The organism is Ewingella sp. CoE-038-23 (genome assembly GCF_040419245.1).
Lineage (GTDB): Bacteria > Pseudomonadota > Gammaproteobacteria > Enterobacterales > Enterobacteriaceae > Ewingella > Ewingella allii.
Map to the genome: position 1 here is coordinate 2,752,222 of NZ_JAZHOH010000001.1, position 18,773 is coordinate 2,770,994.

At 50.5% G+C, this 18,773-nt stretch carries 19 protein-coding genes and 1 tRNA gene; 15 read left to right on the plus strand and 5 right to left on the minus strand.

All coding sequences use genetic code 11. The features are described from left to right. Nucleotide 1 precedes the first annotated feature (1 nt). Nucleotides 2-1,201, plus strand: a complete 1,200-nt coding sequence (fabV, locus tag V2154_RS12965) for an enoyl-ACP reductase FabV (protein ID WP_353502592.1) — start codon at nt 2-4, stop codon at nt 1,199-1,201. Between the two features lie 130 nt (nt 1,202-1,331). On the opposite strand, the gene V2154_RS12970 is transcribed toward fabV, so the two are convergent. Continuing rightward, nucleotides 1,332-1,718 (minus strand): hypothetical protein, encoded by a 387-nt coding sequence (locus tag V2154_RS12970; RefSeq protein ID WP_353502593.1) that lies wholly within the window; start codon nt 1,716-1,718, stop codon nt 1,332-1,334. Between the two features lie 1,204 nt (nt 1,719-2,922). Here V2154_RS12970 and cycA point away from each other — a divergent pair. Beyond that, nucleotides 2,923-4,323, plus strand: a complete 1,401-nt coding sequence (cycA, locus tag V2154_RS12975) for a D-serine/D-alanine/glycine transporter (protein WP_353502594.1) — start codon at nt 2,923-2,925, stop codon at nt 4,321-4,323. Nucleotides 4,324-4,444: 121 nt separating this feature from the next. Here cycA and rutR read toward each other — a convergent pair whose 3' ends face one another. Next, on the minus strand, nt 4,445-5,116 hold the full coding sequence (gene rutR / locus V2154_RS12980; protein ID WP_437342035.1) for an HTH-type transcriptional regulator RutR: 672 nt from the start codon (nt 5,114-5,116) through the stop codon (nt 4,445-4,447). A gap of 345 nt (nt 5,117-5,461) precedes the next feature. Here rutR and rutA point away from each other — a divergent pair, with 345 nt between their 5' ends. From rutA to rutG, 7 genes are all read left to right on the plus strand, one after another. After that, on the plus strand, nt 5,462-6,562 hold the full coding sequence (rutA, locus tag V2154_RS12985; protein ID WP_353502596.1) for a pyrimidine utilization protein A: 1,101 nt from the start codon (nt 5,462-5,464) through the stop codon (nt 6,560-6,562). Next, entirely contained in the window at nt 6,562-7,326 is a 765-nt protein-coding gene (gene rutB / locus V2154_RS12990; protein WP_353502597.1) for a pyrimidine utilization protein B, read from the plus strand. The genes rutA and rutB overlap by 1 nt, the downstream gene beginning before the upstream one ends. Before the next feature lie 20 nt (nt 7,327-7,346). Further along, on the plus strand, nt 7,347-7,733 hold the full coding sequence (gene rutC / locus V2154_RS12995; RefSeq protein WP_353502598.1) for a pyrimidine utilization protein C: 387 nt from the start codon (nt 7,347-7,349) through the stop codon (nt 7,731-7,733). Between the two features lie 29 nt (nt 7,734-7,762). Continuing rightward, complete coding sequence (gene rutD / locus V2154_RS13000; RefSeq protein ID WP_353502599.1) at nt 7,763-8,602, plus strand: pyrimidine utilization protein D; 840 nt, start codon at nt 7,763-7,765, stop codon at nt 8,600-8,602. Next, nucleotides 8,587-9,177: a malonic semialdehyde reductase gene (locus tag V2154_RS13005; RefSeq protein WP_353502600.1), complete on the plus strand. Its 591-nt coding sequence runs from the start codon at nt 8,587-8,589 to the stop codon at nt 9,175-9,177. The genes rutD and V2154_RS13005 overlap by 16 nt, the downstream gene beginning before the upstream one ends. A 15-nt stretch (nt 9,178-9,192) precedes the next feature. Further along, complete coding sequence (rutF, locus tag V2154_RS13010) at nt 9,193-9,723, plus strand: NADH-dependent FMN reductase RutF (RefSeq protein WP_353502601.1); 531 nt, start codon at nt 9,193-9,195, stop codon at nt 9,721-9,723. 74 nt (nt 9,724-9,797) lie between these two features. Next, nucleotides 9,798-11,126 carry a pyrimidine utilization transport protein G gene (gene rutG, locus V2154_RS13015; protein ID WP_353502602.1) on the plus strand — a complete coding sequence of 443 codons (1,329 nt, stop codon included), beginning with the start codon at nt 9,798-9,800 and terminating at the stop codon, nt 11,124-11,126. A gap of 94 nt (nt 11,127-11,220) precedes the next feature. On the opposite strand, the gene V2154_RS13020 is transcribed toward rutG, so the two are convergent. Both V2154_RS13020 and V2154_RS13025 read right to left on the minus strand, forming a co-directional pair. Continuing rightward, complete coding sequence (locus tag V2154_RS13020) at nt 11,221-11,523, minus strand: helix-turn-helix domain-containing protein (RefSeq protein ID WP_034791537.1); 303 nt, start codon at nt 11,521-11,523, stop codon at nt 11,221-11,223. Nucleotides 11,524-11,534: 11 nt separating this feature from the next. Beyond that, the gene (locus V2154_RS13025) at nt 11,535-11,876 is read right to left on the minus strand and encodes a type II toxin-antitoxin system RelE/ParE family toxin (protein WP_353502603.1); all 342 of its coding nucleotides are present in this window, start codon (nt 11,874-11,876) and stop codon (nt 11,535-11,537) included. A gap of 231 nt (nt 11,877-12,107) precedes the next feature. Here V2154_RS13025 and V2154_RS13030 point away from each other — a divergent pair. The 5 genes from V2154_RS13030 to V2154_RS13050 all read left to right on the plus strand — a co-directional run bounded on the left by V2154_RS13030 (nt 12,108) and on the right by V2154_RS13050 (nt 15,608). After that, nucleotides 12,108-12,183: transfer RNA gene (locus V2154_RS13030), tRNA-Asn, on the plus strand. A 703-nt stretch (nt 12,184-12,886) separates the two neighbouring features. Further along, complete coding sequence (locus V2154_RS13035) at nt 12,887-13,066, plus strand: hypothetical protein (RefSeq protein ID WP_353502604.1); 180 nt, start codon at nt 12,887-12,889, stop codon at nt 13,064-13,066. Between the two features lie 342 nt (nt 13,067-13,408). After that, nucleotides 13,409-13,480: an ectoine synthase gene (locus tag V2154_RS13040; RefSeq protein ID WP_353503994.1), complete on the plus strand. Its 72-nt coding sequence runs from the start codon at nt 13,409-13,411 to the stop codon at nt 13,478-13,480. Between the two features lie 29 nt (nt 13,481-13,509). Further along, the gene (locus tag V2154_RS13045) at nt 13,510-14,754 is read left to right on the plus strand and encodes an MFS transporter (protein ID WP_353502605.1); all 1,245 of its coding nucleotides are present in this window, start codon (nt 13,510-13,512) and stop codon (nt 14,752-14,754) included. 155 nt (nt 14,755-14,909) lie between these two features. Next, the gene (locus tag V2154_RS13050; protein ID WP_353502606.1) at nt 14,910-15,608 is read left to right on the plus strand and encodes an RluA family pseudouridine synthase; all 699 of its coding nucleotides are present in this window, start codon (nt 14,910-14,912) and stop codon (nt 15,606-15,608) included. A gap of 27 nt (nt 15,609-15,635) precedes the next feature. Here V2154_RS13050 and V2154_RS13055 read toward each other — a convergent pair whose 3' ends face one another. Continuing rightward, the gene (locus V2154_RS13055) at nt 15,636-16,175 is read right to left on the minus strand and encodes a DUF2058 domain-containing protein (protein ID WP_353502607.1); all 540 of its coding nucleotides are present in this window, start codon (nt 16,173-16,175) and stop codon (nt 15,636-15,638) included. Between the two features lie 130 nt (nt 16,176-16,305). On the opposite strand from V2154_RS13055, the gene V2154_RS13060 reads away from it, so the two are divergent. Then, nucleotides 16,306-18,771 carry a type III effector HrpK domain-containing protein gene (locus V2154_RS13060; RefSeq protein ID WP_353502608.1) on the plus strand — a complete coding sequence of 822 codons (2,466 nt, stop codon included), beginning with the start codon at nt 16,306-16,308 and terminating at the stop codon, nt 18,769-18,771. Nucleotides 18,772-18,773 lie beyond the last annotated feature (2 nt).

Here is an 18,773-nt window from a genome sequence, read left to right on the forward strand (position 1 = left end):
CATGATAATCAAACCTAAAATTCGCGGCTTTATCTGTACGACCACTCATCCGGTAGGCTGTGAAGCCAACGTGCGTGAGCAAATTGCCTACGTGAAAGCGCAAGGCAAACTGAAAGACGGACCAAAACGCGTCCTGGTCATCGGTGCCTCTACGGGTTATGGGCTTGCCTCAAGAATTAATGCTGCTTTCGGTTCAGACGCAGCCACCATCGGCGTGTTCTTCGAAAAACCGGGTAGCGAAGCGAAAACCGGTTCTGCTGGCTGGTACAACGCCGCGGCCTTCGATAAAGCAGCCAAAGAAGAAGGTCTGTACTCTAAAAGCGTCAACGGCGATGCATTCTCTAACGAATGCCGCGACACCGTGATCAAGCTGATTAAAGAAGATCTCGGCCAAATCGATCTGGTCGTTTACTCACTGGCTTCTCCAGTGCGCAAAATGCCTGACAGCGGCGAGCTGGTGCGTTCAGCCCTGAAACCTATCGGCGAACCGTATCAATCTACCGCGCTGGACACCAACAAAGACAAGCTGGTTTCTGCCGTGGTTGAGCCTGCAAACGAGCAAGAAATCGCTGATACCATCAAAGTGATGGGCGGCCAGGACTGGGAGCTGTGGATCAACGCTCTGGCAGACGCTGGCGTGTTGGCGGACAACGCCAAGTCCGTGGCTTACTCCTACATCGGTACTGAGCTGACCTGGCCAATCTACTGGCACGGTACGTTGGGCAAGGCGAAAGAAGACTTGGATCGCGCAGCCCAGGCTATCGATACCAAACTGAAAGCCAAAGGCGGCTCGGCTAACGTTGCAGTACTGAAATCTGTCGTGACTCAGGCTTCTGCTGCGATTCCGGTTATGCCTCTGTACATCTCTATCGTGTTCAAAATCATGAAAGAGCAAGGTATCCACGAAGGCTGTATCGAGCAGATCCAACGCCTGTTTGCGACCAAAATGTACAATGACCAGACTCCATCCACCGACGACAAAAACCGTCTGCGCCTTGATGACTGGGAACTGCGTGACGAAGTGCAGAAAACCTGTGGCGAGATCTGGAAGCAACTGAACGATGACAATATCTATCAGCTGACTGATTACCAGAGCTATAAAGAAGAGTTCCTGCGCCTGTTCGGCTTCGGCCTGAAAGGCGTGGATTACGACGCTGACGTCAGCGCCGAAGTGAACTTCGACGTCATCGAATTAGTTTAAACGTTAATCGTTTAAACATTGAAAATGAATAAGCCTGCTTAATTGCAGGCTTTTTTTTGGCTGTTACAAAAAAAACCTCGCAATGGCGAGGTTTATTTTTCACTTTTATTCTATTTATATATCAAAAACGTTAAATCTTATGTTCTTTTTTATCAACGTCGATCATTAAATAGCTTAAAAGACCTCTGTCGGCATTTTTTCTAGCCATATCGTTATTGGCGATTAGATAAAATGACGTTGCGACATCATAAGGCGATTTTTCTGCTGGGTAGACGACAAACTGAAGAGGCTCCCCACCCTTAATTGGCGAGCATTGAATTTGCCATGAACCGTCTTTTTCAGCAGCAGGCAGGCATTTACTCATTCCAAAGCTATATGACATTTTAGAACTTACAGAGGCAACTGCGTCCTTTACATAAATTGGGGTTTTAGCACTTCCATAATTCCCGTATGCAAATGAAGCAACTAGTGCAAGTGGAATCACGCACAAAAACAATGGCTTAATTTTCATCATCATGATACCTGTAGAAAACACAAATAAGTGAGAGCGCGTACAGAATAATCCTAAATTTTTATGATTTCCACCACTATCATACAAAAAAGTTCAAGATTTATAACCATTGGGTGAAAGTGGAAATTTTAGAAGCTACTTAGGTTACAAAGCTGTCTATTGATAGTTTTTCTTACTAAATCTTTTTATAAAAGGGTTAACTTGAAGCGTAATCATCTAATAAATATTATAAAAATGATAACTTACATTTGCTTACAGGCACTCAACCCATAGACTCATCTCAACCTAGACCTGGCTTCACTGGTGATTTTTTCGTCACACAAAGTTCACATACATTCAAATCACTTCACATTGCAACTCCTGTGGGGTTGATCTCTGCGAAACACCGATCACAAGACTTTCACCACTAACCTGATATATGATTTTTTTGATTCAGCTTCGTTAATATTGGTATTCTTCGGTATAATGATGAATAATAAATACAGCCACTCAACTCAACTATTTAAATATAAATTAAATAAACATTTATCTGAAAAACCCAACAAATGAAATAAATCTCATACATCATGGAAATAACAAATCCTTAATATAATAAACGTTCACACTAGCTTTTTATTGCTTAATATTTACCCATTAAAGTTTCTTATAAAATAATAATAAACCAGCCCCTAACCTTCCCTTTAAGTAGTGCTTTTCTTCATAGTGTTATCTACCAAGCTCATTTCTTATGCCCCTGTTACAAGATCAAAAATATCAAAAATCTTATGCAATTGGCCTGTATCTATCCGGCATTCGAACAAATTTTTATAGAAAAATCAGTCGTCGCACCTGTCGCACCAGCATCATTGTGATGAATAATTACTCTGCCTCTAGGCCTACCTCGCGTTTTTCAATTATCTTGCAGTCATTCTCATAAACATTTGTGATTCCCATCACGTGTAAAACGCGTATTATTCGCGCCTGATGGATCGTGGGTTGTTTAATTAACAGACATTCATCATTTATGTAAAAAATACTATACGTTAGTTTCATCCTTAATTTTCACGTTGGTTATAATAAGCTACGTTTTAACATTAGTATTACAGCACTTATCGGTATTCATGACTGAGAAGTACGAAAAAGAGCCATTCAGAGCTCAATAGATGAGAAAAAGCGCGATATGGTGCAGCGTTCAGCGCTATTAGGGCGAAAAAACAGGAATCAATACAACATGCAAGACGAGTCTAAAATCCTCAGCAAGCCGGAAGAGGAAGGCGCAGATAACCTGCGGCGCAACCTCAGTAACCGGCATATCCAGCTTATTGCTATCGGTGGCGCTATTGGTACCGGCCTGTTCATGGGATCGGGGAAAACCATCAGCCTGGCGGGTCCATCCATCATCTTCGTTTATATGATCATCGGCTTTATGCTGTTTTTCGTAATGCGTGCGATGGGTGAACTGCTGCTTTCTAACCTTGAATATAAATCCTTCAGCGACTTCGCCGCTGACCTGCTGGGTCCGTGGGCGGGCTACTTTACGGGCTGGACCTACTGGTTCTGCTGGGTAGTCACCGGCATCGCCGACGTGGTGGCCATTACTGCTTATGCACAATTCTGGTTCCCCGGCTTGTCGCAGTGGATAGCCTCTTTACTCTGCGTTTTACTCTTGCTGAGCCTGAACCTCGCCACCGTTAAAATGTTTGGTGAGATGGAGTTCTGGTTCGCGATGATTAAAATCGTCGCCATCGTCGGCTTAATTATCACCGGCCTGGTGATGGTATTGACTCACTTTGAGACGCCAACCGGCTCGGTTGCCTCGTTCAGTAACTTGTGGAATGACGGCGGCTTCTTCCCCCACGGCATTAGCGGCTTCTTTGCTGGCTTCCAGATAGCGATTTTCGCCTTTGTCGGCATTGAATTAGTCGGAACGACCGCAGCCGAAACCAAAGATCCGGAGAAGTCTCTGCCGCGCGCCATCAACGCCATCCCGCTGCGCATCATCATGTTCTACGTTTTCTCGTTGATTATGATTATGTCAGTCACGCCGTGGAACTCCGTAGTGCCGGATAAGAGCCCGTTCGTCGAGCTGTTCGTGATTGCCGGCTTGCCCGCTGCCGCCAGCATTATTAACTTCGTGGTGCTGACCTCGGCGGCCTCTTCCGCCAACAGCGGCGTGTTCTCCACCAGCCGCATGTTGTTTGGTCTGGCACAGGAAGGCAATGCGCCGAAAGCCTTTGGTAAATTGTCCTCCCGCGCGGTGCCGTCAAACGGCCTGACCTTCTCCTGTATCTGCCTGCTGGGTGGCGTGGTACTGATTTATCTGATCCCCGACGTGGTGACAGTATTCACGCTGGTGACAACGGTTTCGGCCATTTTGTTTATGTTCGTTTGGACCATCATCCTCTGCTCGTATCTGGTATATCGCCGCCAGCGCCCGCAGTTGCATGAAAAATCCATCTACAAAATGCCGTTAGGCAAGTTGATGTGCTGGGTCTGTATGGCGTTCTTCGCCTGCGTGCTGGTGCTGTTAACCTTGCAGGATGATACCCGCCAGGCCCTGATGGTGACGCCGCTGTGGTTTGTGGTGTTGGCGGTGGGATATTGGATCCGGACAAGAAATCGAAAGGTCTGAATTATTTAACTCAACACTTTGTCTTTTAGATGTTTTGGTTTTGCTCCTTCCCCTTTCAGGAGGGGGAGGAGCAAGAAAAAACCACAAAATGATCTGGTCTAGTAAAAGTTTCAAAGGGTTTTCAAACCCGAATCCCCCCTATGATGATTCTTTGAATCCCCTGAACTGTTTGTTCAAAGAACGCCTCATCGTTGAGGGTTTTGCCGCTGATGGCTTCGACTTGCACGCTGAAATCCGCGTAATGCTGGGTGGTCGCCCAGAGCATGAATATCAAATGCAGAGGCTCGATGGGGGCTATCAACTCCTGCTTTATCCAGCCGCGAATGACGTCGGACTTATCCTCCACCAGCGTCTTGAGACTGCCGCCCAACTCCTGTTTCAACAACGGCGCGCCCTGCACCATCTCCAGACAGAACAGCCGCGAGGCTTGCGGGTGGTCGCGGGAGACGCAAAGCTTGAGGCGGATATACTCGCTGATGGCAGATAGCGGATGCTGCTCGGCGCGCAGGGCAATCAGCGGCGCGACCCACACGTCCAACAGCCCGCGCAGCACGGCGATATACAAATCCTCTTTTGATGGGAAGTAATACAGCAGGTTGGTTTTGGACACATCGGCGCGCTCGGCGACCTGATCCAGACTGGTACCGTGGATGCCGTACAACGAGAAAAACTCCAGCGCGGCAGCCATAATGGTGCTGCGCTTTGCCGCGACGGCTTTTGAACGCCGGGTCGGCGCTTTCTTCTGCTGCTCAATCTGCTGACTCACAACCTCTCCCGCCCCGCTTTCTGCAATATTCCGAGCATAACAAATGACTTTCACTGCGACTATCGTCAATCCCTTACCCCGTGAGCATTTCTGCAATTAACCACAAAGAGGTAACTTTTTAACAAAACCGCACCATTTTTGCCCACCTCTGCCTGTTTTGCGTGCAGTTAATTTTTACCAAATGGTCCGAATTAGACCAATTACTCCAGAAAACATGCTGCGTATTTTTCAACCGACTGAAAAATAAGCCGATTTAAAAACTGGCATTGGCTTTGCAATAGCTTCCTCGTCAATACGTTTTCACACAGCGCTGTCTGCCGTCCAAATGACTCAGGCAAGCCATTGTTAAGATTAACGAAATTGAGGTGAGCTATGAAAATCGGTGTCTTTATTCCCATCGGCAACAACGGCTGGTTAATTTCCTCTACTGCGCCGCAGTACCAGCCTACTTTTGAGCTGAATAAAACCATTGTGCAAAAAGCCGAACACTACAACTTCGACTTCGCGCTATCGATGATCAAGCTGCGCGGCTTCGGCGGCAAAACCGAGTTCTGGGAACACAATATGGAGTCGTTCACCCTGATGGCGGGCCTCGCCGCGGTGACTTCCCGCATTAAACTCTATGCCACCGCCGCCACATTAGTGATGCCACCGGCCATAGTGGCCCGCATGGCCGCGACCATTGACTCCATCTCCAACGGCCGGTTTGGCGTCAACGTGGTCACCGGCTGGCAGAAACCGGAATATGAGCAAATGGGCATGTGGCCGGGCGACGACTACTTCAGCCGCCGCTACGACTACCTGACCGAATACGTCACCGTGCTGCGCGACCTGTGGGGCACCGGCCACTGTGACTTAGACGGCGAGTTCTTCAAGATGGATGACTGCCGCGTCAGCCCACGCCCGCAGGCCGAGATGAAAGTGATCTGCGCCGGGCAGAGTGACGCGGGCATGGCCTTTTCCGCCAAACATGCCGATTTCAACTTCTGCTTCGGCAAAGGCGTCAACACGCCCACCGCCTTCGCCCCGACCGCCGCGCGGATGAAAACCGCAGCAGACGCCGAGCAGCGCGACGTCGCCTCTTATGTCTTATTCATGATCATCGCCGATGAAACCGACGCCGCCGCCCGCGCCAAGTGGGAACTGTACAAATCCGGGGCCGACGCCGACGCGCTGGCGTGGCTCACCGACCAGAGCAGCAAAGACACCAAGTCAGGCAGCGACACCAATGTGCGCCAGATGGCCGACCCAACCTCGGCGGTGAATATCAACATGGGCACGCTGGTCGGCTCCTATGCCAACGTCGCCAAAATGCTGGATGAAATCGCGACCGTCCCCGGCACTGAGGGCATCCTGCTGACATTCGACGACTTCGTAAACGGCATTGAAAACTTCGGCCAGTACATCCAACCGCTGATGAAAACCCGTCAAGACGTGCTGACTCACAACATTGAACAGAAAGAGGTGGCCTGATGACCGTGTTTGATCAATCGAAAGCTGACAACGTTGTTCGCCGCGATACCCAAAGCAGCGGCCAAGAAACACTATTAAAAGCTCGCCCGGAAACTATTGCGTTTACCCCGCAGCAGGCCGCGCTGATCGTGGTGGATATGCAAAACGCCTACGCCTCGCAGGGCGGCTATCTGGATTTGGCGGGCTTTGACGTGTCGGCCACCGGCCCGGTGATTAAAAACATCCAGCGGGCGATTGCCGCGGCGCGCTCGGCGGGCATCAAAGTCATTTTCTTCCAAAACGGCTGGGACAATCAGTATGTCGAAGCGGGCGGCAGCGGCTCGCCAAATTATCACAAGTCCAATGCACTCAAGACCATGCGAAAACGTCCGGAATTGATGGGAAAACTGCTGGCAAAAGGCGACTGGGACTACGACTTAGTGGACCAACTTCAGCCACAGCCGGGTGACATCGTGCTGCCGAAACCGCGCTACAGCGGCTTCTTCAACACCCAGCTCGACAGCCTGTTGCGCAGCTACGGCATTCATCATCTGGTGTTTACCGGCATTGCCACTAACGTTTGCGTGGAATCCACCCTGCGCGACGGCTTCTTCCTAGAATATTTCGGCGTAGTGCTGGAAGACGCGACTCATCAGGCCGGGCCGGACTTCGCGCAAAAAGCCGCGATTTACAACATTGAAACCTTCTTCGGCTGGGTGTCCAACGTCAATAGCTTCTGCGATGCCGTGGGTTATAGCGAGCAGCCGCTGAGTAAATCAGCCTGATAATAAATTGAGGAAAAATAATGCCTAAAAGCGCGATTATTCCAGCAGGCAGCGGCGTTCCGCTGGCTCCATTTGTTCCGGGCACTTTGGCCGATGGCGTGGTTTACGTCTCGGGAACCCTGCCCTTTGATAAAGACAACAATGTGGTGCATATCGGCGATGCCGCTGCGCAAACTCGCCACGTGCTGGAAATCATCAAAAAGGTGATTGAAACGGCGGGCGGCACCATGGATGACGTCACCATGAACTCCATTTTCATTACCGACTGGGCCAATTATGGCGCCGTGAATCAGGTGTATGCCGAATACTTCCCCGGCGAAAAACCCGCGCGCTTCTGCATTCAGTGTGGACTGGTTAAGCCGGACGCCCTGATAGAAATCGCCTCAATCGCCCATATCGGCAAGTGATAAACCCAAGTTCACCTAGGAGATTAACCATGTATTACAAAGTATTGGGTAAAGACTCTCCGTCGGTGGATACCGTTGTGCTGTCATCGGGGCTGGGCGGCGTGCACGGCTTTTGGCAGCCACAGCTGGCGATGTTAGCAGAGCAGTTTCGCGTGGTGCTGTATGACCAGCAGGGCACCGGCGTTAGTCAGGGCGAGGTGCCTGCGGGTTACAGAATGGAAGATATGGCCGACGAGCTGGCGGGGCTGCTGAATGAACTGCACATCGACCGTTGTCATATCGTCGGCCACGCGCTGGGGGGAATTATTGGGCTGCATTTGGCTCTGCGCTACCCTTCCCTGCTGCAAAGTCTGGTGGTGGTTAACGGCTGGGCCAGGCTTGATTCGCAAACCCGCCGCTGCTTCGAAGTGCGCCAAAACCTGTTATTAAACAGCGGGGTTGATGCCTATGTGCAGGCCCAGCCGCTGTTTCTTTATCCTGCCGACTGGCTTTCTGCTCATCGCGATTTGCTTGAGCAGGAGAGGCAGCATCAGGTTGCGCATTTTCAGGGGATGGAAAACCTGCTGCGGCGGTTAGAAGCGCTGATGACCTCTGACCTGACCGATTCGCTCAGTCAGGTGATTGCGCCGGTGCTGGCTCTAAGCAGTAAAGACGACCTGCTAGTGCCTTGGCATCAGTCGGTTTCGCTGGCGCAGGCCCTGCCCCACGGCGAGCATCAGCAGATGAATTACGGCGGTCATGCCATGAGCGTGACCGACAGTGACACCTTTAACCCCCTTTTATTGGCATGGTTGCAGACCCACGGCCTGCAAAACCAGAACCCCATTTCAAGCCTTAACCCGACGGAGATCCCATGGCCGAAGCATTAACCGCCAGCGCGCTGGCAACCCTATTCACCGAAGCCCGCACCCATAACGGCTGGCTGGAAAAGCCGGTTAGCGATGAACTGCTCCAGCAGGTTTACGAGCTGGCGCGCATGGGGCCAACCTCGGCCAACTGTAGCCCGGCGCGCATGGTGTTTGTGCGCAGTCAAGAGGCTAAGGAGAAGCTGGCTCCGGCGCTTTCCAGCGGCAATCTGGCTAAAACTATGTCCGCGCCGGTGACCGCCATTGTCGGCTGGGACCCCGAGTTTTACGAGGCGCTTCCCGAGCTATTTCCTCACGGCGACGCCCGTTCGTGGTTTACCTCCAGCCCGGAACTGGCCCATGAGACGGCATTTCGTAACAGCAGCTTGCAGGCGGCTTACCTGATCATGGCCTGCCGTTCGCTGGGTTTAGACACCGGGCCGATGTCCGGCTTTGACCCTACTAAGGTGGATGCCGAATTTCTGTCAGAGCTGGGCTGGAAGTCCAACTTCCTGATAAACATCGGCTATGGCGACAGCAGCAAAGTCTACGCCCGTCTGCCGCGCCTTGACTTTGACCGCGCCTGTAGGCTGGTCTGAAAAGGGAGAAACCTGATGCAAACGGCAACCCCACATCACCCGACCCTGCCGGTGGAAAAGCAGGATTTTCGCGATGCTATGGCGCGGCTCGGCACGGCGGTGAACATCATCACGACAGATGGCCCGGCGGGACGCGCCGGATTTACCGCCTCGGCGGTGTGCAGCGTGACCGACACCCCACCGACCCTGCTGGTGTGCCTGAATCGCTCGGCCTCGGTCTACCCGATGTTCAAACAGAACCACGTGCTGTGCGTCAACACGCTGGCCCATAACCATGAGTCGCTATCCAACCTGTTTGGCGGCAAAACGCCGATGGAACAGCGATTCGAGGCCGCCGAGTGGTCAACGCTGGCAACCGGCTCGCCCATTTTGAGCGGCGCGCTGGTCTCTTTCGACTGCAACATCACCCAAATCACCAGCGTCGGCACTCACGACATTCTGATATGCGAAGCCGTGGCGCTGGTGCGCAACGATGAAAGCCACGGACTTGCCTATTTCGACCGCCGCTATCACTCCTTAATGCGTGCGGCAAATTCAGGTTCTTAATGGTCCCTAACGCGCCTGTCAAAGCAGGCTCTTTTCACCTTTACTCGTGATGTTTTCTCACTGCGGAGCACAATATGGCGAATTCCTGGTTTCCAAAATGGCGTTTACGGCAGGGCAATCTGGATGGCGCCGTTGTCGCGCCGGATGAGCGTCTGCCCTTAGGGCAGACGATGGTGATGGGCATACAGCACACGGTAGCCATGTTTGGCGCGACGGTGCTCATGCCGCTGCTGATGGGCTTTGACGCCAACATGGCCATCCTAATGTCAGGGATTGGCACCCTGCTATTCTTCCTGGTAGTTGGTGGGCGAGTGCCTAGCTACCTTGGCTCCAGCGCCTCTTTTGTCGGGCTGGTGATTGCCGTGACGGGCTACAGCGGGCAAGGCGCCAACCCGAATATCGCCTTAGCCCTCGGCGGCATTATCGCCTGTGGCGCTGTGTATATGCTGATAGGCTTTGTGGTGATGGCAGTCGGGACGCGCTGGATTGAAAAGCTGATGCCGCCGGTGGTAACGGGCGCCGTGGTCATGGCGATCGGCCTGAATCTGGCACCCATCGCCATTCACAGCGTGTCCGCCTCTTCATTCGACAGCTGGATGGCGGTGGTCACCGTGCTGTGCATCGGCGCCGTGGCGGTATTTACGCGCGGGCTGGTGCAAAAGCTGTTGCTCTTGCTGGGGCTGGTCGCCGCCTACGCTATTTACGTAGTCGTCACTAACGGCCTGGGGTTAGGCAAACCGGTCGATTTCAGCATCATCTCGCAAGCCGCGTGGTTTGGCCTGCCGACCATGACTACCCCAACGTTTAGCACTCACGCCATGCTGCTGATCGCGCCGGTCGCGGTGATCCTGGTGGCCGAGAACCTCGGGCACATCAAGGCCGTGGCGGGCATGACCGGAAAAAATCTCGACCCTTATATGGGCCGCGCCTTTGTTGGCGACGGATTGGCAACCATGCTCTCCGGCGCGGTCGGCAGCAGCGGCGTGACCACTTATGCAGAAAACATTGGCGTCATGGCGGTCACCAAAATCTATTCCACGCTTATTTTTGTTGCCGCCGCCGCCGTTGCCATCGTTTTGGGCTTCTCTCCCAAATTTGGTGCAGTGATCCACACCATTCCCGGCCCGGTACTCGGCGGGGCATCCATCGTGGTCTTTGGTTTAATTGCGGTTTCAGGGGCGCGCATCTGGTTGCAGAACAAGGTTGATCTCAATGAAAACGGTAACCTGATAATGGTCGCAGTGACGCTGGTGCTAGGCGCGGGCAACTTCTCCCTGACGCTCGGCGGCTTCACGCTGGGCGGTATCGGCACGGCAACCTTCGGCGCTATCTTGCTCAATGCATTACTTAAAAATCGTCGACTCACAAAAACTGGCACAGAAGCTGCATTAAAAGGTAACTGACGACCTCAGTTTCTCCTTAGCTCATCAATTTTGATGATCACCGGCTGTTATTCGGTCCACCCGTCCGATTTAGCAGCCGGTTTTTTCTTTCTGCTCACACCACAAAGCTTGTATGTTTGCCGTCAGGCAGCTCGACATCAATGCGCAGTTTCCCGCCCATCGCTTCAACATAACGTTTCATGGTCGACAGCTTGATATCATTGCCGCGCTGCTCAATCGCCACCACCGAAGGCTGGCTAATTCCCATCGCCTTGGCTACCGCCGCCTGCGACATCGCCAACTGCTCGCGCAGGGCGTAGAGCTTCACCTCAAGCAGCATTTCATCAGCCGCCTCGGAGATGCGCTTTTGGCTTTCACTGCTGCGTGCAGCCAGTAAGTCTTGTAAATTTTTCGCCATTTTAATGCTCCTTATTCTTCCCGTAGATGCCTCAGATACGCCTGATCGGCAATGTGAAGCATCCGTTTGTAGAACTGCTTTTCCTTGCCCTTTTTGCTCCCCGCGCACAGTACAATGGCCTGGCGGAAAGGATCAAAAGCAAAGAAAGCACGAAGTGGCTCCCCTTTGTGCTGTATCCGCAACTCCTTCAAGTGCGGGTAACCCGAGCCACAAACAGTATCGACCAACGGCCTTCCGAGCTGCGGCCCTCCTCGACGAAGAGCTAATAAACCCGCAAGAACTTTCTCCTGAGTTCCATCATTTTGCTGATCAAACCATTGATCAAACAAATCCGTGGTTAGTACCGTCCACATGGCGCCACCTTTTATAGACTGTAATCTATATTCAGAGATTAACAAAGCACTAAAATAAGCCAAAGGAGGGGATGAGAAAGGGTTTGTTTTCACGCCATGCGAGGCGTATTCCAAATTACCACGCTATAAAAATCAACAACCTGACCAAAGACTCACCAAACAACATCTATTTTTCGTTAACCCTTTGACATGCCTGCGGGCAGTCGCTATTATTCGCCCCGTTCCAACGATTCCTCTGTAGTTCAGTCGGTAGAACGGCGGACTGTTAATCCGTATGTCACTGGTTCGAGTCCAGTCAGAGGAGCCATATTAGAGACGCCCGCTTAAGGAAACTTAAGCGGGCGTTTTGCTTTGGGATTTTTATGCCTATTTATGAATCACTTTTTAATTCAAAAAACTAGTGTGAAAATCTTTCCCATACGTTTTCAGTCTCCCTACACCGGAAAAATTCGCAGCCAGATTTTGTGTCACTTCAGATCGACTAGAAATGACCACCTGTAGCGCGTTCCTTATCAATACTGAAAGCTAGAATTTAAATACCCTTCAAAAATCGTCAAGATATCTGGTTATGAGGTTTATACCTATTAGGCGAATTCAGCTTCTCAGTGCTTCTCAATTTCAAATACAATATTAGTAGAAATAACCGCCCGCATTCTTTTATAGGTTAAATAGGTAAGTAAGGGATCCAATCTGATAGCAATTATATCAAGCTGATGTTTACCATATAAAGCCTTAAAAAATATCAACTAATTGTATATAAGCACACAAATTCCATTGATGAATCCCGGCAAGATAATCATACCGCGGATAATCCATCACCGATAATAATTCTTCTCCTAAAATTCAGCAAGTTAAGAGCCTACTCCCAAAATCAAGAAAATAAAACCCTATATTTAGATAAGGAATTGAGGGTAGTAATTTTGACAGAGGCTGAAAATCACATTAATTTTATTACATATCGAGTGAATAAAAAGCCAAATTAAATATTTAATCTTAAGCTAGGAGTTATCATGAGCGAAGTACAGGAGTCACCAATTAACTACATAGCGACGTATGAATCCAAAGTAAGGACATATCCACATAGCTTCCCTGAAATTTTTCATCATGTGAAAGGATCAATAGTATTTTCTGAGAGTGGTGATGAATATACGGATTTTTTTAGTGGAGTTGGCGCACTAAATTATGGTTAGAACAATTATTTAATTAAGAAAAATTTAATTGAATATATAACCTCTGATGGAATCACCGACTCTATCGATATGATGACATCAGCTAAAGAAATGTTTATAAAAACCTTACAAAAAACATCTTATCCCCAAGACACCTAGATTATAAAATATAGCATTAGTGGTTACGGACTTCTACCATTCTTAATTTTGATTAAGGAGAAATATGATACCTAGTCCCCAGGAGAACATAATGAGATATTAAGAGGAAATAACGATGCCTTTATCACTGCACACTCAGCAGTTGAAAAGTATTGGAAAGATAATCCGTTCATTAAGGAAATTGAAAATTCTTTATCAAGATATCTGTGCGTGTTTAATCCCCCAGTCACAGGCAATGAAGACCATGATGAAGATGGTTCATACAAACTATCTTGATTTTTTAATAAAATTTAAAAGAGGAAAATATGAAATTATCTGACACTTCAAAGCTAAAATTGATTGTAGTTATTGCATCTTTAACTATCTTTACAGCGGGTTCGTTTTCCACTCTTTCAGGATTACTAATCTCTCAGTTTCAGAGCAGTTTTGGATGGCCTCTAACTTACACAAGCTTTGGAGTGTCATTAAATATGATTCTGTATGGGTTAGTCGCCCCGTTCTCTATTTTCCTGATGGACCGATATGGAATTAAGAATATAACATATTTGGCACTTTTTTTGTTGGCAGCGGGAGCTTCAATCGCGCTCATCCCTAATCCGATTGTGTTTAACTTTGCATGGGGTGTTTTAGTTGGAAGCGGCACGGGTATGCTAACTATGGCTTATGGTGCGTATATTGCTCAAAGATACTTTAGAGAAAATCAAGGATTACCCGTCGGTATCATGACGGCCTCAGCAGTAGTTGGGCAGTTTGCACTACTCCCTCTATGGTCCCACCTTGCAGAATCAAAAGCATGGTTTTATCCATTAGCCGGTTGTGCCATCATTTCTTTTTTAGCAATAATAATGAATATCTTTAGCCCTATAACTACAAATGAAAAGGAAAAAAAATTAAAACAAAAAAATTCCATATCTGAAGTGTATTTCAACCTTGTCTATGGTTTAAAGTCTCCAACATTCTGGGTGATATCGCTGTTCTTTATGATATGTGGAGCAACAACAAATGGTTTGATGTGGAGCAACTTCATTCCCGCAGCACATGATCATGGTATGCATGCTACAGTTGCATCCACCATACTTCTTATTATAGGGTTCTCCAATATCATTGGTACGCTTTTGACTGGTTGGCTGACCGATAAAATAAACCCAAAACATATCCTGGCGGCAGTCTTCTTATTTAGGGCGGCGGTTTTATTTTGGCTTCCATTTATCTTAAATTCCAACCTAGACGTTAACCTGATCACTTTTGCAATTCTTTTTGGGATTTTAGATGTTGCCACCGTTCCGCCCGTGATTACTTTATGCAACAAAGTTTTCTCTGACAGAGGCCCAGCACTTTTTTCATGGACAAATGCTTTTCATCAGATTGGCGCCGGAGCAATGGCCTTTTTAGCGAGTTATCTAAGAATACGACTGGGCGATTACTTCGTAGTATGGATCCTCGCAGCAAGTATGTGCGTACTGGCTATTTTAATTGTTTATCTCTCTAAATATGATGGTTATCAACCTGAGCACACCGACAATAAAAATACAACCGAGACAAGTCCATAGCTGGGAACATCACACTTGTTAATCCTTATAAAATAGCAAAACGCCCGCTTAAGGAAACTTAAGCGGGCGTTTTGCTTTGGTGTTTTCGCCGACTGATTCGTCAGTTGGCTCAAAATTGGTTATCATCCGCCCCCCCTCTTCCTGCGGAAAGCCTGATGTCTACGATTATCGATACCTTTATCGCCCCGCCGTGCCACGACGAGATCGAGACGCTCTATCAGGACGAGCATCTGCTGCTGATCAATAAGCCTGCCGGGCTGCTGAGCCTGTCGGGTAAAAATCCGCTCAATCTCGATTCGGTCCATCATCGGCTGGTGCAGACATTCCCCGGCTGCACTCTGGTTCATCGCCTCGATTTCGGTACTTCTGGCCTGATGGTGATTGCCCGCAATAAGCCAATCAATGCCGCACTTTGCCAGCAGTTCAGTCAGCGCAGCGTGAGGAAAATCTACAGCGCCCTGCTCTGCGGGCATCTGGATGAAGATGAAGGGGTGATTGATGCGCCCATTGCCAAAGACCCGGCGCTGTTCCCGCTGATGTCAATTTGCGCCATTCACGGCAAGCCCGCGCGCTCCGGCTATCGGGTGATTGAACGCTTCTACCGTGAGTTAGAAAACGGCGCATTGCTGCCCTTGACGCGGGTAGAGCTGACGCCAGAAACCGGGCGCACGCACCAGTTGCGCATTCACTGTCAGCTACTGGGCCACCCCATTTTAGGCTGTGATTTGTATGGCGGCCTGCTGCTGCCGGGGACTGAACAGACACCTCGCCTGATGCTGCACGCCAGCGAGCTGCATTTTGTGCATCCCATCAGTGGAGAGAAAATCGAAGCCCGTCATGCCAGTCCTTTCTAAGCCACAACCTCCATACGCAACCCTTGATCACCACATCAAATCGTCGGGCACTTTAAAGTCAGCATACGGATCTTCTTCATCCTGCTCTTCCTGACTGAGCGCGCTGTTTAAAGCAATGCTGCCGGCGTCTCGCTGGGCAATTTTATCAGCGACGCTTGCAGGAATAATGGCGTACTGACTCTCACTCGGGTTATCGGTAACCCAACGAGCAATGGCGAGACGCCCGCTAATCAACTGGGCCTGAGTGACCTTATCAACCATTATTTTTTTGATAAGATTATTATCGGTGAAGTTAAAACCAATATCGCCTTTTGCAATATCAATTCTATTCATTTCAATCAGTTGTTTAACCTGAGCTTTATGTTCTTTAGATAACACAGCCTGTTTGTGTTGTTCATTTAACTGTTTATCACGCTCAAGCTGCGTTTTTTTATTTTCTTCCACCGCTTCTCTTGCCTCACGCGCCTGAACCCGTGACTTTTTAGCCGTTCTCTGAACTTTAGCCACCTTTTTGCTGGTCACTAATCCGGCTTTTAGCAGTTGCTCTTGTAAGGTCAGTTTTGTCATTTTCGTTTCTAAACTCGTTAAATAATTTCTGCGATTATAGCGGTAATTTTTGAGGCAGTGCTAGGTGGCGGAACTCCTCCGCCATTTTCACCACTCACTTAGCTTAGGAAGCTATTTGAGGTGAGTTAAAATGCGCGTATTGCCTTCCCAATCTGGTCCGACCTTCAATGGCTCAATTTCTTCGTCGGCTGATGAAACCTCTTTTGGAACCCAGCCGCCTGCCAGCACCTTGAACCGGGCAAGTTCGGGTTCAAATCTGTCAATTCAGTACGGTCAGACCAATAATCAGGCCAACAGCGCGGCGGCCGCCAATGATCCGGGCGATATTATCAACGAGCTGGCGTCGATGATTGCCGGTTTATTACGAAAAATGAGTGACGCGCAAAACGGCGCGGCTTCAGGCACTCCATCTGCACCGACTGGCACCCCAGCGCCCGCCAGCTCGGGTGTGAATGCGTCGCAGAGCGCAAGCCCGACTTCGGCTACTTCGGCAACTTCAGCCACCTCCGCCAGTTCGGCTAGCGCTGCAGCCAGTTCTACTGCCTCTTCGGCCGACGCTAACTTTATCGATAACTCGAAATACTCTTCTCCCGAGGAGTTAAAAAAGTATGCCCCGCTGGTGGCGAACCTGCCGCCAGACCAGCAGTTGCAAGCTGAAAAAGAGATGAATCGCCCAGCGGCGGCGGCCAAGATGGCGGCGGCCGGTGGCCCTGACGCCGCTCATGCCAAAGCCTTTATCGACGCCAACCCGGCGCTGAAAACCGCCACTGACGTCGGCAAGCACGGCGGCAAGCCTGATGGCAAAACCACCAACGGTGACTATGCCGCCTTCGCCAATAATATGGACAAAGCCCGCGACGCGGCGGTCAAAGACGTCACGGATTACCAGAAGGCTCACCCTAATGCCGATCCGCAGTCCTTGCAGATGGTAACCTCGGCGGCAACGCTGCGCGCCAGCGAACCTCTGGTGAAATGCGCCTCGCTAGACTCCAACGGCAAGGTTGATTCCTACATCACCGCCGACTCGCTGAAGGCCATTCAGCAAAATAATCCGGGCTTGTCCCCTGCTCTGCAGCAAGCGGCCAAAACCTTCTCCCAGCCCGGCTTCTTATACATGCTGGATCAGGGCGGGTTAGAAGGTAAAGATTTGGCGCTGCACAACCCGGATCAGAAAATCAGCGGCAGCAATATCGACAACTGGATCGCCAAGCAGGCGCCGACCAACAGCGGCGAGTTCGCCAGCATGATGAATGACGCGGCGACCCGCAACGCCGTGGCAAACGTGGATATCAGCAATCTCGGGGCCGACGTGTTCCAGAACCCGCAAAACTACAGCGGTGCGCAGAAAGCGGCGGTGTTGGTCAAACTGCAACAAACGCAGGGCCAAGTAGATGGCGGCAGCTCGCTGCGTAAAACCGACAAAACCTCGCAGGCGCTGCAAGATGATATCGCGCAATTGCAGAGCGACCCGGACGTGCAGAAGTTTATGGCGCAGGCCGTGCCTGGACAGGAAAAGATGATGATTGGCAATGACCCCGGTCTAAGCAAAGCGGTGAATCAATGCTATCAGGATCTGATTTCAGGCAAAACCATGGACCAAGATATGCAGGCCGCGCGCGACGCCGCCGCCAAGGCCAATGCCGGTAAGAAGCCGGAAGACCAGCAGCCGGTGGATTACAGCGACGCCATTAACAGCCTCAATTCAGAGCTGCAATTGCAGGGCGACCTTCAGGGCAAAGGGGCGAACCTGCCCACCACCGCGCAGGTGATCAACAGCCGCCCTGACCTCAAACAGCAAATTCAGACTTCCTACGAGCAGAACTTTACCCAAGGTCAGGCGGTAGAAAGTGGTCTGAAAAATAACAGCAAGGCCGATGCCAAAGACGTACTGGCGAGTGTCGATCAGAAGAAAGCCGCCTATGAAGATGCTATCCCAGACAGCGTGACGGCGGCCTCGGAAGATGGCTACGCCGAAGCCACCATGAAAGCCCTAAGCACCACCAGCAAAGGCATGAGCTTCCTCAACACGCTGAAGGACGCCGGCACCCTGCCTAAAGATAGCGATTTGACCAAGATGACCGGCAAAGAGATGTACTCGCAGCTGCGCGAAGGGGTGGAGAAGCAAACCAGCGAGATGGGGCTGAGCATGGCGAAAAGAGCCTCACTCAGTGGCAGCGGGATCATGAGCGTCGCGGGTCTGGCGTCGGTGTCTGAGCAGTTGAAATCGGGCGATAAAGCGGGCGCGGCGAAAACCATTTATGACGGCATCAAAGGCAGCTCGGAGCTGGGCAAACTCGGCTTTAACACCGCCGCCGAAGCCTTGGGCAAAGATGCTTCCGTGGGGCTGGGCCGTATCGCAGGCAGCGTGGCCGGTCGCGTGGCTGGCACGGTCGCAGGTGAAGCAGCCGGTGCTGCCGCTGCCGAGGCGCTGGGTGCAGCCGCCGGGCCGGTCGGCTGGATCGTCGACGCGGCGATGGGCTTAGGTTTCGGGATCAAAGCCATTATTGACGCGGTGAAAAAGCACAAAGATCAGAAAACCTTCGACCACAACGTTGACCCCACCCTCAAACAGTTTGGTATTCCCACGCCAAGCTAATG

What these genes read in the sequence shown, in the direction of transcription:
- rutF (WP_353502601.1), top strand. Translation starts at nt 9,193, where the DNA reads ATGCAAACGGCAACCCCACATCACCCGACCCTGCCGGTGGAAAAGCAG.
- rutD (WP_353502599.1), top strand. Translation starts at nt 7,763, where the DNA reads ATGTATTACAAAGTATTGGGTAAAGACTCTCCGTCGGTGGATACCGTT.
- V2154_RS13020 (WP_034791537.1), bottom strand. Translation starts at nt 11,523, where the DNA reads ATGGCGAAAAATTTACAAGACTTACTGGCTGCACGCAGCAGTGAAAGC.
- fabV (WP_353502592.1), top strand. Translation starts at nt 2, where the DNA reads ATGATAATCAAACCTAAAATTCGCGGCTTTATCTGTACGACCACTCAT.
- rutG (WP_353502602.1), top strand. Translation starts at nt 9,798, where the DNA reads ATGGCGAATTCCTGGTTTCCAAAATGGCGTTTACGGCAGGGCAATCTG.
- cycA (WP_353502594.1), top strand. Translation starts at nt 2,923, where the DNA reads ATGCAAGACGAGTCTAAAATCCTCAGCAAGCCGGAAGAGGAAGGCGCA.
- rutA (WP_353502596.1), top strand. Translation starts at nt 5,462, where the DNA reads ATGAAAATCGGTGTCTTTATTCCCATCGGCAACAACGGCTGGTTAATT.
- V2154_RS12970 (WP_353502593.1), bottom strand. Translation starts at nt 1,718, where the DNA reads ATGATGATGAAAATTAAGCCATTGTTTTTGTGCGTGATTCCACTTGCA.
- V2154_RS13035 (WP_353502604.1), top strand. Translation starts at nt 12,887, where the DNA reads ATGAGCGAAGTACAGGAGTCACCAATTAACTACATAGCGACGTATGAA.
- V2154_RS13025 (WP_353502603.1), bottom strand. Translation starts at nt 11,876, where the DNA reads ATGTGGACGGTACTAACCACGGATTTGTTTGATCAATGGTTTGATCAG.
- V2154_RS13050 (WP_353502606.1), top strand. Translation starts at nt 14,910, where the DNA reads ATGTCTACGATTATCGATACCTTTATCGCCCCGCCGTGCCACGACGAG.
- rutB (WP_353502597.1), top strand. Translation starts at nt 6,562, where the DNA reads ATGACCGTGTTTGATCAATCGAAAGCTGACAACGTTGTTCGCCGCGAT.
- V2154_RS13005 (WP_353502600.1), top strand. Translation starts at nt 8,587, where the DNA reads ATGGCCGAAGCATTAACCGCCAGCGCGCTGGCAACCCTATTCACCGAA.
- rutC (WP_353502598.1), top strand. Translation starts at nt 7,347, where the DNA reads ATGCCTAAAAGCGCGATTATTCCAGCAGGCAGCGGCGTTCCGCTGGCT.
- V2154_RS13060 (WP_353502608.1), top strand. Translation starts at nt 16,306, where the DNA reads ATGCGCGTATTGCCTTCCCAATCTGGTCCGACCTTCAATGGCTCAATT.
- V2154_RS13045 (WP_353502605.1), top strand. Translation starts at nt 13,510, where the DNA reads ATGAAATTATCTGACACTTCAAAGCTAAAATTGATTGTAGTTATTGCA.
- V2154_RS13055 (WP_353502607.1), bottom strand. Translation starts at nt 16,175, where the DNA reads ATGACAAAACTGACCTTACAAGAGCAACTGCTAAAAGCCGGATTAGTG.